Below are 13105 nucleotides of genomic sequence, written 5' to 3'. Positions count from 1 at the left end.
ACTGACACTGTGTGGGAATTGGTCAAATCCGGCGGCTGGATGATGCTGCCGATCATTCTGAGTTCCATCGCGGCCATGGCGATCGTTGCCGAACGTCTGTGGACCCTGCGAGCCAGTCGCGTGACCCCGGAGCACTTGCTCGGGCAGGTCTGGGTCTGGATCAAGGACAAGCAACTCAACAAAGAAAAGCTCAAGGAACTGCGCGCCAGCTCGCCGTTGGGTGAAATCCTGGCCGCGGGCCTGGCCAACTCCAAGCATGGTCGCGAGATCATGAAAGAGTGCATTGAAGAGGCTGCCGCACGCGTCATCCATGAACTGGAACGCTACATCAACGCGCTGGGCACCATCGCCGCCATGGCGCCGTTGCTGGGGCTGCTGGGTACGGTGTTGGGCATGATCGATATCTTCAGTGCGTTCATGGGCACCGGCATGACCACCAATGCCTCGGTCCTGGCTGGCGGTATTTCCAAAGCCTTGATCACCACGGCCGCAGGTCTGATGGTCGGCATCCCGTCGGTGTTCTTCCACCGATTCCTGCAACGGCGCATTGATGAGCTGGTGGTGGGCATGGAGCAGGAAGCCATCAAACTGGTTGAAGTCGTGCAGGGCGACCGTGATGTGGATCTGGCGGGGAGCAAAGCGTGAAATTCCGCCGCAAGCAACGGGAGAACGTGGACATCAACCTCGCGTCGCTGATCGACGTGGTGTTTATCCTGCTGCTGTTTTTCGTGGTAACCACGACCTTCACCCGTGAAACCCAGTTGCGTGTTGAGTTGCCGGAAGCGGTCAGCGGCGCGTCCGCCGACGACCAGACCCGGCAGTTGGATGTCGCCATCAGCGCCGATGGCGTGTTCTCGGTGAACAACCGTATATTGCCGAAAAGCGACTTGGCCACGTTGATGGAAGCACTGCAGAAAGAATCCAATGGCGATACCAAAATGCCGCTGTCCATCAGCGCTGATGGCAAGTCACAGCATCAGTCCGTCATCACTGCGATGGACGCCGCCGGCAAGCTCGGTTTCAGCCATTTGCGCATGACCACAGTCGAGGCGGCGCCGACCGCGCCCTGATGGCCATGTCCGATCGTCTGCTCGCCGCGTGGTACACAGGTCATCCGGCCCTGAAGCTGTTGCAGCCGCTGGAGTGGCTTTACCGGCGCGTGGTCAACAACAAACGCAAACGCTTTCTGGCGGGCGAGGGTGATATCTACCAGCCGCCGGTGCCGCTGATCGTCGTCGGCAACATCACCGTCGGTGGCACCGGCAAGACGCCGTTGATACTGTGGATGATCGAGCATTGCCAGCGCAGCGGTTTGCGGGTCGGCGTGGTCAGCCGTGGTTACGGTGCCAAGCCGCCGCAGTTGCCATGGCGAGTCGAGGCGGATCAAAGCGCGGAGATTGCCGGCGACGAACCTTTGCTGATCGTTCAACGTACCGGCGTGCCGCTGATGATCGACCCTGATCGCAGCAGCGCCGTCAAAGCCTTGCTGGCCAGCGAACCGCTGGACCTGATCCTCTCCGATGACGGCATGCAGCATTACCGCTTGGCGCGGGATCTGGAGTTGGTGCTGATCGACGCCGCCCGTGGCCTGGGCAATCGCCGCTGCCTGCCGGCCGGGCCTTTGCGTGAACCGGTCGAACGCCTGCAAAGCGTCGACGCGGTGCTCTACAACGGCGCTGCGGCGGATCGCGACGATGGTTTCGCCTTCCAGTTGCAACCCACGGCACTGGTCAACCTGAAAAGCGGCGAACGACGACCTTTCGATCTCTTTCCCGCAGGCCAGGCGCTGCACGCCGTAGCCGGAATCGGTAACCCGCAGCGTTTCTTCAAGACCCTCGAAACGCTACACTGGCAGCCAGTCCCGCACGCGTTCGCCGACCACGCCGAATACAGCGTGCAGGCCTTGAATTTTACCCCGTCGTTGCCGTTGGTGATGACCGAAAAGGACGCGGTGAAGTGCCGTGCCTTTGCTGCTGCCGATTGGTGGTACCTGGCGGTCGATGCTGTGCCGTCGCCGGCCTTCGTGGCCTGGTTCGACACGCAGTTGATGCGCCTGTTGCCGGCTCGTCTGTTGCCTTAAATCCGTTTTTATCCAGGGAATGCTCATGGACACCAAATTGCTCGACATCCTCGCTTGCCCGGTCTGCAAAGGCCCGCTCAAGCTCAGCGCCGACAAGACCGAGCTGATCAGCAAAGGCGCAGGCCTGGCGTACCCGATCCGCGATGGCATCCCGGTGATGCTCGAAACCGAGGCCCGCACCCTGACCACCGACGAGCGTCTGGATAAATGACCACAGCCTTTACCGTTGTCATTCCTTCGCGCTACGCCTCCACCCGTTTGCCGGGCAAGCCGCTGCTGTTGATCGCCGGCAAGCCGATGATCCAGCACGTCTGGGAACAGGCGAGCAAAAGCAGCGCACAGCGTGTCGTGGTTGCCACTGACGACGCGCGCATCGTCGAGGCCTGCAAGGGTTTTGGCGCCGAAGTGGTACTGACCCGTGAAGACCACAACTCCGGCACCGATCGGCTGGCGGAAGTCGCGACCAAGCTAGGCCTGGCGCCCGACGCCATCGTGGTCAACGTTCAGGGTGACGAGCCGTTGATCCCGGCGAGCGTGATCGACCAGGTCGCCGCCAACCTGGCCGCCCACACCGAAGCGCGCATGGCCACCCTGGCCGAGCCGATCGAAGACGTGGAAACCCTGTTCAACCCCAACGTGGTCAAAGTGGTCAGCGACCTCAATGGCCTGGCGCTGACGTTCAGTCGCTCGACCTTGCCTTGGGCACGGGATGCGTTCGCGGTGAACCGTGAGCAATTGCCCGAAGGCGTGCCTTATCGCCGCCACATCGGCATTTATGCCTATCGCGCCGGTTTCCTGCATGACTTCGTCAGCTGGGGCCCGTGCTGGCTGGAAAATACCGAGTGCCTGGAACAGCTGCGAGCCCTGTGGCACGGCGTGCGGATTCACGTCGCCGATGCGCTGATCGCACCGCCTCCGGGCGTCGATACCGTTGAAGACCTAGAGCGCGTTCGTCGCCTGCTGGAGGCCTGATGCGGGTTCTGTTTGTCTGCCTGGGTAACATCTGCCGTTCACCCACGGCTGAAGGGGTGTTGCGGCACAAACTGCGTGAGGCGGGGCTGGCCGGTCAGGTCGAAGTCGCCTCCGCCGGCACCGGTGACTGGCACGTTGGCAAGGCGCCGGACAAACGCAGTCAGGCGGCGGCAAAGCTGCGTGGCTACGACTTGTCCACGCAACGTGCCCAGCAAGTCACCCGCGCCGATTTCGCCACCTACGACCTGATCCTGGCGATGGACAGCAGCAACCTGCGCAACCTCAAGGCCCTGCAACCGGCCAAGGGCAAGGCCGAGCTGGATTTGTTCCTGCGTCGTTATCAGGCGGAAATCGACGAAGTCCCGGACCCGTATTACGACGGTGACCAGGGCTTCGAGCAGGTGCTGGATCTGATCGAGCGCGCCAGTGATTTGCTGGTGATCGAATTGAAGGGACGGTTATGAGTTTGCAGGTTCGGTCGCAGGTATCACTCAAGCCGTTCAACAGCTTTGGCGTGGATGTTCAGGCTCGCTTGTTCGCTGAGGCCTATAGCGACACCGATGTGCGAGAAGCCCTGGCCTATGGGCAGGCGCATGATGTTCCGGTGCTGGTGATCGGCGGCGGCAGCAATTTGCTGCTGACGGCGGACATCAATTCGCTGGTGCTGCGCATGGCCACCCGCGGGATTCGTGTGCTGAGCGATGATGGCAGCAAAGTGGTGATCGAGGCGGAGGCGGGCGAACCCTGGCATCCGTTTGTGCAGCACACGCTAGCCCAGGGTTTGTCCGGCCTGGAAAACCTCAGCCTGATTCCCGGCACTGTCGGCGCTGCACCGATGCAGAACATCGGCGCCTATGGGGTTGAGATCAAAGACGTGTTCGCCGGCCTGACGGCGCTTGATCGTCACAGCGGCGAACTGCGCGATTTCAGCCTGGAAGAATGCAACTTCGCCTACCGCGACAGCCTGTTCAAACAGGAGCCGGGGCGTTGGCTCATCCTGCGGGTGCGCTTCACCCTCAACCGGGTTGCACATTTGCATCTGGAATACGGTCCGGTGCGCCAGCGCCTGACCGAGCAGGGCATCGAGCACCCGACTGCCACTGATGTCAGTCGGGCCATTTGCAGCATCCGCAACGAAAAGCTCCCGGACCCGGCGGTGCTCGGCAATGCCGGCAGTTTCTTCAAGAACCCGTTGGTGCCAGCGGCGCTGGTTGCGCAGCTCAAAGGCGAATACCCCGACCTGGTGGCCTACGCGCAACCCGACGGGCAGATGAAAATCGCCGCCGGCTGGCTGATCGAGCGGGCAGGCTGGAAAGGTTTTCGCGAAGCCGACGCTGGTGTGCATAAATTGCAGGCACTGGTGCTGGTCAATTACGGCAGCGCCACCGGTTTGCAGTTGCTCGATCTGGCGCAGCGTATCCAGAAAGACATTTCAGAACGTTTCCATGTCGAGCTGGAGATGGAGCCGAACCGCTATTAGTGAAGCAGCGGCAAGCTGCTAGCTTCAAGCCGCAAGCTACAATCTAAAAGTACCGAATTATCTGTTGCTTCTACTTGAAGCTTGCAGCTTGAAGCTTGCAACTAAAAGCCCTGTTTAAGCAGGGCTTTTTTGTTAATGCTGGGTTAACTTAGTGGGCTAACGATGCAAACCATTTGCTTCACCAAAGGCCCGGTGCAGACGCCTGCGTTTGCACAAGAGAGCCCATTAGCCTGAGCCGATCTGCGTTCCGAACCAAGATCCAACGGCAGATTGCTCGACCCCATAACTCAAGAACTATGCGGGCGTGCCCATGATTACCCTGAAACTCAATGGTCAAGACCATCAACTCGACGTCACCGAGGACATGCCGCTGCTTTGGGCGATCCGCGATGTGGCCGGTTACAACGGCACCAAGTTCGGCTGCGGCATGGGCTTGTGCGGCGCGTGCACCATTCATATCGAAGGCGCACCTGCACGCAGTTGCATCACCCCGATCGGGTCGGTCGTCGGCCAGAACGTCACTACCATCGACAACCTGCACGCCGACCCGGTGGGCAAAGTCGTGCAGCAAGCCTGGCTCGATACCGCCGTGGCTCAGTGCGGTTACTGCCAGGGCGGGCAAATCATGTCCGCCACGGCACTGCTCAAGACCAATCCGAACCCGAGCGACGAGCAGATCGAAGAGGCGATGGTTGGCAACATCTGCCGTTGCGGCACGTATAACCGCATCAAGATCGCCATCCGCCAGGCATCCACTCACCTGAAGGAGGCCAAGGCATGAGCCAGTTACCGATGGATTTCGCCCTGAGCAACCTCAGTCGCCGTGGTTTCCTCAAAGGTGTGGGCGCGACCGGTGCCCTGGTGGTCGCTGCGAGCTGGGGTTGGCAGGACGTTTTCGCCGAAGAGAAAGAGAAGAAGTTCGGTGCCGACGGCATGCCTAATGGTTGGATCGATGATCCGAAGGTGTACGTCAGCATCGCCGCCGATGGCACAGTGACCGTAATGTGCAACCGTTCGGAAATGGGCCAGGGCGTGCGCACCAGTCTGACCATGGTAGTGGCCGATGAGCTGGAAGCTGATTGGGCGCGGGTCAAAGTGCAGCAGGCACCGGGTGACGAAGTGCGCTTCGGCAACCAGGACACCGACGGTTCGCGCAGCATGCGCCACTGGTACGAGCCAATGCGTCGCTGTGGTGCCGCCGCGCGGACCATGCTGGAACAGGCCGCTGCCGAGCAGTGGAAAGTGCCGGTCAGCGAATGCCATGCGCAATTGCACAAAGTCATCCACAAACCCTCCGGTCGCGAACTGGAGTACGGCGCGCTGGCCGCCGCTGCCGGCGCCCTGGCCGTGCCGGCGCGTGACAGCCTGAAGCTCAAGCAACCGTCCGAATTCCGCTACATCGGCAAAGAAGGCACCAAGGCGATCGACGGTGATGACATCGTCAACGGGCGCGCGGTGTACGGCGCCGACGTGCACTTCGACGGCATGCTGTTCGCCACCATTGCCCGGCCTGCGGTCTACGGCGGCAAGGTCAAAACCTTCGATGCCAGTGCGGCGATGAAAGTGCCGGGCGTGGTCAAGGTGGTGCAGATCGAAAGCCGTCCGCTGCCGTCGGAGTTTCAACCGCTGGGCGGCATTGCCGTCGTGGCGAACAATACCTGGGCCGCGCTCAAGGGTCGTGAAGCGCTGAAAATCGAGTGGGATGACGGTGCCAATGCCAGCTATGACTCGATCGCTTACCGCAAGGAGCTGGAAGCCGCGTCCCTCAAACCCGGCAAGGTGATACGCAACACCGGCAACATCGACGAAGCCATGAGCAGTGCCGACAGCACGCTGGAGGCGTCCTATTATCTGCCGCACCTGTCGCAGTCACCGATGGAGCCGATGGTCGCCATCGCCCGTTTCAAGGATGGCGTGTGCGAAGCGTGGGGGCCGAGCCAGGCGCCGCAAGTCACCCGCGAGCGGATCGGCGAACGTCTGGGGCTGCCATTCGATAAGGTCACTTTCAACGTGACCTTGCTCGGTGGCGGTTTCGGGCGCAAGTCCAAGCCTGACTTCATTATCGAGGCCGCGATTCTGGCCAAGGAATTTCCCGGCAAAGCCGTGCGCGTGCAATGGAGTCGTGAGGACGATATCCATTGTTCCTACTTCCACACCGTGTCGGCCGAATACCTCAAGGCCAGTCTAAATAAAGATGGCCTGCCGTCGGGCTGGTTGCATCGCACGGTGGCGCCGAGCATCACTGCGTTGTTCGCACCGGGCATGAACCACGAGGCGGCGTTTGAGTTGGGCATGGGCTTCACCAATATGGCCTACGCCATCCCGAACGTGCGTCTGGAAAACCCGGAGGCGACCGTCCACACCCGCGTGGGCTGGTATCGCTCGGTGTCGAACATCCCGCACGGTTTTGCGATCCAGAGCTTTATCGATGAGCTGGCGCACAAGGCCGGACAAGACCCGCTCAAGTACCAGATCAAACTGCTCGGCCCGGACCGCCAGATTGATCCGCGCACCTTGAGCGAAGAGTGGAACTACGGCGAATCGCCCGAGCGCTATCCGATTGATACCGGGCGCCTGCGTACGGTCCTGGAAACCGCCGCCAAAGCCGCTGGTTGGGGGCGCGAGTTGCCGAAAGGGCGCGGTCTGGGCCTGGCGGTGCATTACAGCTTCGTCACCTACGTGGCGGCAGTGATCGAGGTCGAAGTCAAAGACGACGGCACATTGATCGTGCACAAGGCTGATATCGCCGTGGATTGCGGACCACAGATCAACCCCGAACGCATTCGCGCGCAGTTTGAAGGCGCTTGCGTGATGGGGCTGGGCAACGCGGTGCTGGGTGAAATCAGCTTCAAAGACGGAAAGGTCCAGCAGGACAACTTCCACATGTACGAAGTGGCGCGCATGTCGCTGGCACCGAAGCAAGTCGCTGTGCATCTGGTAACACCGCCCGGCACCGTCCCCTTGGGCGGTGTGGGTGAACCGGGTGTGCCGCCGATCGCCCCGGCGCTGTGTAACGCGATCTTCGCCGCCACCGGCAAGCGAATTCGCAACTTGCCGGTTCGCTATCAGCTGCAGGACTGGCAGAAGGCACAGGCCTGATGGACAGCGTCGATCTGAACGTCCTGCGCAGCGTGCTGGAATGGCGCCGCGCCGGTCAGCGAGTGGTGCTGTACAGCGTGGTGCAGACCTGGGGCACCGCGCCCCGGGCGCCTGGCGCCATGCTGGCGCTGCGCGAGGACGGGGTGGTGATCGGCTCGGTGTCCGGCGGTTGTGTCGAGGATGATCTGATTGCGCGGTTGCATGACGGTCGTATTCCTTCCGATGGGCCGCCGGTGCAACTGATCACCTACGGCGTCACCCGTGAAGAGGCCGCACGTTTCGGTTTGCCGTGCGGCGGCACGCTGCGTTTGACCGAAGAGCGGGTTGGCGATGCGGATTGGGTCGCCGAGTTGCTGGCATGCTGCGAGGACCATCAAATCGTCTCGCGTACGCTGGATGTGGCGACGGGTGAAGTGACGTTACAGCCGGCCGACAAGTCGGACGTGCTGACATTTGATGGCAAGACGCTGCGCGCCATTTATGGTCCGCGCTGGCGCCTTCTGCTGATTGGCGCGGGTCAATTGTCACGGTACGTCGCCGAGATGGCCCGGTTGCTGGATTTCGAAGTGTTGATCTGCGATCCGCGCACCGAGTTCGTCTACGGCTGGGAAGAACAGCATGGCCGTTTTGTCTCGGGCATGCCCGACGATGCGGTGCTGAACATCCAGACCGACGAGCGCACGGCAATCGTTGCCCTGACCCACGACCCGCGTCTGGATGACATGGCGCTGCTCACCGCCCTGGATTCCAAAGCCTTCTACGTGGGCGCGCTGGGGTCGCGGGTCAACAGCCAGAAACGTCGGGAGAACCTGGTTCAACTAGGCTTGTCGCAACAGGCTATTGAACGGCTACACGGCCCGATTGGCTTGCATATTGGTAGCCACAGCCCGGCGGAAATCGCGTTGTCGCTGATGGCCGAGATTGTCGCGATCAAGAACGGCGTCGAGCTGAAACAGAAGAAGCCGTTGCGGGAGGGCGTATGAGTGAGTCCATCGGAGTCATCATTCTAGCGGCGGGGCAGGGCAGCCGGTTTCGGCAAGTCGCAGGCGAGGAAAAGGACAAGTTGCTGGCGGACTGTACGGGGCGCGATGGCGCTGTCCGTTCGGTGATCGAGCAGGTGCTGGCGAGTCTGCCGGCCACGCTGGACAAGCGTGTGTTGGTCACCATCGCGGATCGTCCGCAGGTGATTCGCATGGCCAAGGCATATGGTTGTGACGTCGTGCTGATCGAATCCACGGGAATGGGTGACAGCATTGCTGCTGGCGTCGCTGCGAGTGCACAGCTCGATGGCTGGCTAATGGTGTTGGGGGATATGCCGTTCATCCTGCCTTCAAGCATCGACAGTGTCGTGGCGAAGGTCGCTGATGACTGTATCAGCGTGCCAGTGCAGGACGGCGAATACGGGCACCCGGTGGGTTTCGGCCGCAGCTTTGGATCGGGGTTGATGGCGTTATCGGGTGATCGCGGGGCGAAGCCATTGTTTGCGCAGGGGCGGGTGGTTGAAGTGACGGTGGATGATCCCGGGGTGTTGTGGGATGTGGATGTGCCGGAGAAACTGATCTTTGGGTGAAAGCAAAAAGATCGCAGCCTTCGGCAGCTCCTACAGGATGTTCGAGATTCAAATGCAGGAGCTGCCGAAGGCTGCGATCTTTTGATTTTTATGCATAAAAAGCCCCGCCTGGGTTCGCCAGGCGGGGCTTTTTATTGAGCGTCGGAGTTAGACGAGTGGTTTAGGCTCGTGTTCTTTTTCCTCGGCTTGTTCGTGTTGCTCTACCGCTTCCTGAACGGAGCGTGGTGCTTCCTCGATCACCGATTCAACCTGCTCGGCGGCGACTTCGGCAACCGGGGCAGGTGCTGCCTCGACTACTTCAGCAACAACCGGTGCTGGTTCTTCAGCGACAACGGCTGCAGCAACCGGAGCAGCAGCGGCAGCCAGTTCGGCTTCCTTCTGCAGGCGCTCTTCTTCACGCTTGCGACGACGCACTTCACGCGGGTCGTTCGGTGCGCGGCCACTTGGCGTCAGGGCGCTAACCGGAGCGGCTTCAACGACAGGTGCTGGCGCTTCGGCGACAACCGGTGCTTCTACCACCGGAGCAGGCTCGGCAGCGGCAATAACCGGCTCGGAGACCTTCGCTTCAGCCACTTCAGCTTCAGCAACCGGAGCCGGGGTTTCAGCAACGGCTGGCTCGGCGACCCAGTTGAATGCGGTTTGCTCTTCGCGAACTTCACGAACGGTTTCAGTCACAGTCTCAGACACGGTTTCAACAACCGGTTCTGCAACCACGGCTGACGCTTCGGCAGCGACAACCGGTTCAGCAGCTGCTTCAACTACAGGCTGAGCTTCTGGCGCCTGGGCTACTTCGATTTCCGGCGAAGCGGTGACTTCGATCGGCGCAGTGGCTTCAACAACAGGCGCTTCAACAACAGGCGCTTCAACGGCTGGCGCTTCAACTGGAGCAGTTTCCAGGGTGGCGGCAGTGGCGCGTTCGGCTTGCTCGTTGGCTTGTGCTTCGGCCGGCGCGCTGATCACGGTGCTGGCAACGGCTGCGGTCACAGCCAGGCCGGCGGCCAGATCGGCAGTGCTTGGCGCTTGAATGCCTTCGGCACCTTCGTTGCCTTCGGACTCTTCCGAACCTTCGATCACGTTACCGTTGGCATCACGTTGACGCTCGCGACGGTTGCTGCGACGACGCTGGCCACGGGAGCGGCGGCGTGGACGATCGCCTTCGGCGCCTTCCTGACCGTCATCCTGCAGTTGCTCTTCGTTGGTAGTCAGCTCTTCATCGGCAACGGCCGCAGCGGCTTGCTCTGCACGTGGTTGACGTTCTTCACGCGGTGGGCGTGGAGCGCGTTCTTCACGTGGCTGGCGGGCCGGACGTTCTTCGGTGGTGGCAGCAACGGCAGCAGCGGCGGCCGGAGCGGCATCCAGAGGCTCACGCAGTTCACGTACGCGTTCTTCGCGCTCGCCACGTGGCTTGCGGTCTTCACGTGGAGCACGCGGTGCACGCTCTTCACGCGGTGCGCGTGGCGCACGTTCTTCACGGGCTACGGCTGGCGTCTCTTCACGGGCTTCGCGTGGCTGACGCTCTTCGCGTGGCTCACGTGGTGCGCGCTCTTCACGCGGTGCACGTTCTTCGCGCGGTTTGCGCTCTTCATCGCGGCGACCATTACGGTTGCGGCTCTGCTGACGACCATTGCGACGCTCTTCGTTACGGGCTGGACGCTCGGTGGCCGGTTTTTCAACCACAACCGGAGCGGCTGGCTCTTCCTTGGTCGCGAACAGGCTGACCAGCGACTTCACCAGGCCTTTGAACAGGCTTGGCTCGGGCGCAGCAACCGGAGCAGGGGCCGGAGCGGCAACTTCGGTCGGAACCGGAGCGTTGGCGCGGGCCGGTGCAGTCTTGACCGCGGCTTCCTGGCGAACCAGGGTGCGTGTCGCGGCGGCTGGCTGGACTTCTTCGACTTCGGCAGCGGCAGCAGCGATTTCGTAGCTGGACTGGTTGGTCGCGGCTTCCGGGCTGTCATCACGCAGACGCTGAACTTCGAAGTGCGGCGTTTCGAGGTGATCGTTCGGCAGAATGACGATACGGGCACGGGTGCGCAGTTCGATCTTGGTGATCGAGTTGCGTTTTTCGTTGAGCAGGAACGCGGCCACCGGGATTGGCACTTGTGCGCGAACTTCGGCGGTGCGGTCTTTCAGGGCTTCTTCTTCGATCAGGCGCAGGATCGCCAGGGACAGCGATTCAACGTCACGAATGATGCCGGTGCCGTTGCAACGCGGGCAGACGATGCCGCTGCTTTCGCCCAGGGATGGACGCAGGCGCTGACGGGACATTTCCAGCAGGCCGAAGCGCGAGATGCGACCGACTTGCACGCGAGCGCGGTCGGCTTCCAGGCATTCGCGGACTTTCTCTTCCACGGCGCGCTGGTTCTTGGCGGGTGTCATGTCGATGAAGTCGATGACGATCAGGCCGCCGATGTCGCGCAGGCGCAACTGACGGGCGATTTCTTCGGCGGCTTCAAGGTTGGTCTGCAGTGCGGTTTCTTCGATATCGCTGCCTTTGGTGGCGCGCGCCGAGTTGATGTCGATGGACACCAGGGCTTCGGTCGGGTCGATAACGATGGAGCCGCCGGAAGGCAGTTCGACGACGCGCTGGAAGGCGGTTTCGATCTGGCTTTCGATCTGGAAGCGGTTGAACAGCGGAACGCTGTCTTCATACAGTTTGATCTTGCTGGCGTACTGCGGCATCACCTGACGGATGAAGGTCAGGGCTTCGTCCTGGGCTTCAACGCTGTCGATCAGCACTTCGCCGATGTCCTGGCGCAGGTAATCACGGATGGCGCGGATGATCACGTTGCTTTCCTGGTAGATCAGGAACGGCGCGGCGCGATCAAGCGAGGCTTCTTTGATGGCGGTCCACAGTTGCAGCAGGTAGTCGAGGTCCCACTGCATTTCTTCGCTGCTGCGGCCCAGGCCGGCAGTGCGCACGATCAGACCCATGTCGGCAGGGGCAACCAGGCCGTTCAGCGCTTCACGCAGTTCGTTGCGCTCTTCGCCTTCGATGCGACGGGAGATACCGCCGGCACGCGGGTTGTTCGGCATCAGCACCAGGTAACGACCGGCCAGGCTGATGAACGTGGTCAGGGCAGCGCCCTTGTTGCCACGTTCTTCTTTTTCGACCTGAACGATGACTTCCTGGCCTTCGCTCAGGACGTCCTTGATGTTGACGCGACCTTCCGGGGCTTTCTTGAAGTATTCGCGGGAGATTTCTTTGAGGGGCAGGAAGCCATGGCGCTCGGAGCCGAAATCGACAAAGGCAGCCTCAAGGCTTGGTTCGATGCGAGTAATCCGGCCTTTATAGATGTTGGCCTTCTTCTGCTCGCGTGCACCGGATTCGATGTCCAGGTCGTAGAGGCGCTGGCCATCTACCAGTGCAACACGCAACTCTTCGGGTTGAGTTGCGTTAATCAGCATTCTTTTCATGTAGTACCGTCGGTTTCCGGGCTGCCGGAAACGGCGTTCGGCACACACGACTTCTCACGGTCGGTGTCAGGTGCGTCGGGAGTGGTTGGCCATTCCCGTGTCCAGCGATGTCCGGCCAATGTGGGCCTGCATCGCGACGTACGCGTCCTGCTTGCTGTGGCTACTTAAGCACTCAGTCAGGAGGAGGAATCAACCGGCGGCTGTGGACGAGATGAAGCGTCTTGATAAAGCCTATTGCTACACAGTCCAGCGGTTGTGCATCTCCACCCTACACGTATCCCTGATAATTCGGGTGCTGCCGCGCGCAGAATCCGCAGCGGGTTGGCATTTACCGTGAGCTCCGAAAGGGGAGGTCACGCATCATGGCTAATTTAGGCGTTGTTTCCGAAGCGCTCGCTCGGGGTCATTCGCAGCTGACTGCACTTTGTGAACTGGCCGTGAATATGGCTCGCAAAACGAGTGAACACTCTGCTTTACGGCGTGATTCAGG

General features: G+C 61.3%; 12 protein-coding genes. 11 read left to right on the top strand and 1 reads right to left on the bottom strand.

Translation table 11 applies throughout. The features are described 5' to 3' along the window. Positions 1–9 precede the first annotated feature (9 nt). The 11 genes from KVG88_RS06770 (at position 10) to KVG88_RS06720 (ending at position 9201) form a co-directional block, all read left to right on the top strand. Complete coding sequence (locus tag KVG88_RS06770) at positions 10–645, top strand: MotA/TolQ/ExbB proton channel family protein (protein WP_191630582.1); 636 nt, start codon at positions 10–12, stop codon at positions 643–645. After that, positions 642–1070, top strand: a complete 429-nt coding sequence (locus KVG88_RS06765) for an ExbD/TolR family protein (protein ID WP_150705354.1) — start codon at positions 642–644, stop codon at positions 1068–1070. Before KVG88_RS06770 ends, KVG88_RS06765 begins: the two co-directional genes overlap by 4 nt. Further along, positions 1070–2080, top strand: coding sequence for a tetraacyldisaccharide 4'-kinase (lpxK, locus tag KVG88_RS06760; protein WP_217870924.1), 1011 nt, complete (start codon positions 1070–1072; stop codon positions 2078–2080). The genes KVG88_RS06765 and lpxK overlap by 1 nt, the downstream gene beginning before the upstream one ends. Positions 2081–2105: 25 nt before the next feature. After that, complete coding sequence (locus KVG88_RS06755; protein ID WP_007945752.1) at positions 2106–2291, top strand: Trm112 family protein; 186 nt, start codon at positions 2106–2108, stop codon at positions 2289–2291. Beyond that, positions 2288–3052: a 3-deoxy-manno-octulosonate cytidylyltransferase gene (gene kdsB / locus KVG88_RS06750; protein ID WP_217870923.1), complete on the top strand. Its 765-nt coding sequence runs from the start codon at positions 2288–2290 to the stop codon at positions 3050–3052. Before KVG88_RS06755 ends, kdsB begins: the two co-directional genes overlap by 4 nt. Continuing rightward, positions 3052–3516 carry a low molecular weight protein-tyrosine-phosphatase gene (locus KVG88_RS06745; RefSeq protein ID WP_217870922.1) on the top strand — a complete coding sequence of 155 codons (465 nt, stop codon included), beginning with the start codon at positions 3052–3054 and terminating at the stop codon, positions 3514–3516. Before kdsB ends, KVG88_RS06745 begins: the two co-directional genes overlap by 1 nt. Then, a complete protein-coding gene (gene murB / locus KVG88_RS06740; RefSeq protein ID WP_217870921.1) occupies positions 3513–4532 on the top strand; it encodes a UDP-N-acetylmuramate dehydrogenase in 1020 nt (339 codons plus the stop codon). The genes KVG88_RS06745 and murB overlap by 4 nt, the downstream gene beginning before the upstream one ends. 310 nt (positions 4533–4842) lie before the next feature. Then, entirely contained in the window at positions 4843–5313 is a 471-nt protein-coding gene (locus KVG88_RS06735; RefSeq protein ID WP_217870920.1) for a (2Fe-2S)-binding protein, read from the top strand. After that, the gene (locus tag KVG88_RS06730) at positions 5310–7631 is read left to right on the top strand and encodes a xanthine dehydrogenase family protein molybdopterin-binding subunit (RefSeq protein ID WP_217870919.1); all 2322 of its coding nucleotides are present in this window, start codon (positions 5310–5312) and stop codon (positions 7629–7631) included. Before KVG88_RS06735 ends, KVG88_RS06730 begins: the two co-directional genes overlap by 4 nt. After that, complete coding sequence (locus KVG88_RS06725) at positions 7631–8614, top strand: XdhC family protein (protein WP_217870918.1); 984 nt, start codon at positions 7631–7633, stop codon at positions 8612–8614. The genes KVG88_RS06730 and KVG88_RS06725 overlap by 1 nt, the downstream gene beginning before the upstream one ends. Beyond that, positions 8611–9201, top strand: a complete 591-nt coding sequence (locus KVG88_RS06720; protein WP_217870917.1) for a nucleotidyltransferase family protein — start codon at positions 8611–8613, stop codon at positions 9199–9201. Before KVG88_RS06725 ends, KVG88_RS06720 begins: the two co-directional genes overlap by 4 nt. Before the next feature lie 147 nt (positions 9202–9348). Here the strand turns inward: KVG88_RS06720 and rne are convergent, their stop codons facing one another. Further along, positions 9349–12615, bottom strand: a complete 3267-nt coding sequence (gene rne, locus KVG88_RS06715; RefSeq protein ID WP_217870916.1) for a ribonuclease E — start codon at positions 12613–12615, stop codon at positions 9349–9351. Positions 12616–13105: the final 490 nt, after the last annotated feature.

This window comes from Pseudomonas azerbaijanoccidentalis (genome assembly GCF_019145495.1).
Lineage (GTDB): Bacteria > Pseudomonadota > Gammaproteobacteria > Pseudomonadales > Pseudomonadaceae > Aquipseudomonas > Aquipseudomonas azerbaijanoccidentalis.
The sequence above is the reverse complement of the archived record's forward strand: the minus strand, read 5'-3'. Positions and strand labels throughout refer to the sequence as shown.

Bases quoted from the DNA above. Each gene is read 5' to 3' on its own strand.
- KVG88_RS06725 (WP_217870918.1), top strand. From the start codon at position 7,631: ATGGACAGCGTCGATCTGAACGTCCTGCGCAGCGTGCTGGAATGGCGC.
- KVG88_RS06720 (WP_217870917.1), top strand. From the start codon at position 8,611: ATGAGTGAGTCCATCGGAGTCATCATTCTAGCGGCGGGGCAGGGCAGC.
- rne (WP_217870916.1), bottom strand. From the start codon at position 12,615: ATGAAAAGAATGCTGATTAACGCAACTCAACCCGAAGAGTTGCGTGTT.
- murB (WP_217870921.1), top strand. From the start codon at position 3,513: ATGAGTTTGCAGGTTCGGTCGCAGGTATCACTCAAGCCGTTCAACAGC.
- kdsB (WP_217870923.1), top strand. From the start codon at position 2,288: ATGACCACAGCCTTTACCGTTGTCATTCCTTCGCGCTACGCCTCCACC.
- lpxK (WP_217870924.1), top strand. From the start codon at position 1,070: ATGGCCATGTCCGATCGTCTGCTCGCCGCGTGGTACACAGGTCATCCG.
- KVG88_RS06755 (WP_007945752.1), top strand. From the start codon at position 2,106: ATGGACACCAAATTGCTCGACATCCTCGCTTGCCCGGTCTGCAAAGGC.
- KVG88_RS06735 (WP_217870920.1), top strand. From the start codon at position 4,843: ATGATTACCCTGAAACTCAATGGTCAAGACCATCAACTCGACGTCACC.
- KVG88_RS06745 (WP_217870922.1), top strand. From the start codon at position 3,052: ATGCGGGTTCTGTTTGTCTGCCTGGGTAACATCTGCCGTTCACCCACG.
- KVG88_RS06730 (WP_217870919.1), top strand. From the start codon at position 5,310: ATGAGCCAGTTACCGATGGATTTCGCCCTGAGCAACCTCAGTCGCCGT.